This is a genomic window from Mesorhizobium sp. WSM4817, from assembly GCF_055811135.1.
In genome coordinates, this window is the sequence record NZ_JBVVQQ010000170.1 from 1 (window position 1) to 240 (window position 240).

Sequence of the window (240 nt, forward strand, 5' to 3'; positions counted from 1 at the left end):
ATGGTGCCATCCGCCTTCGTGCGGCTCGAGGCCTTGCCGCTTACGCCGAACGGCAAGCTGGACCGCAAGGCACTGCCTGCCCCCGACGACGACGCATATGCGCACGCCACCTATGAGGCGCCGCGGGGCGCGATCGAGACGGCGCTGGCAGAGATCTGGGTGCAGCTGCTCGGGATCGAGCGCATCGGGCGCCACGACAACTTCTTCGAACTCGGCGGCCACTCGCTCCTGGCGGTGCAG

The 240-nt window shown here is 68.8% G+C and carries 1 protein-coding gene; it reads left to right on the forward strand.

Features of this window, described 5'->3' with window-relative positions; all coding sequences use genetic code 11:
- On the forward strand, positions 1 to 240 hold a 240-nt coding region (locus AC0L2K_RS35245; RefSeq protein ID WP_473533694.1), incomplete at both ends, for a phosphopantetheine-binding protein.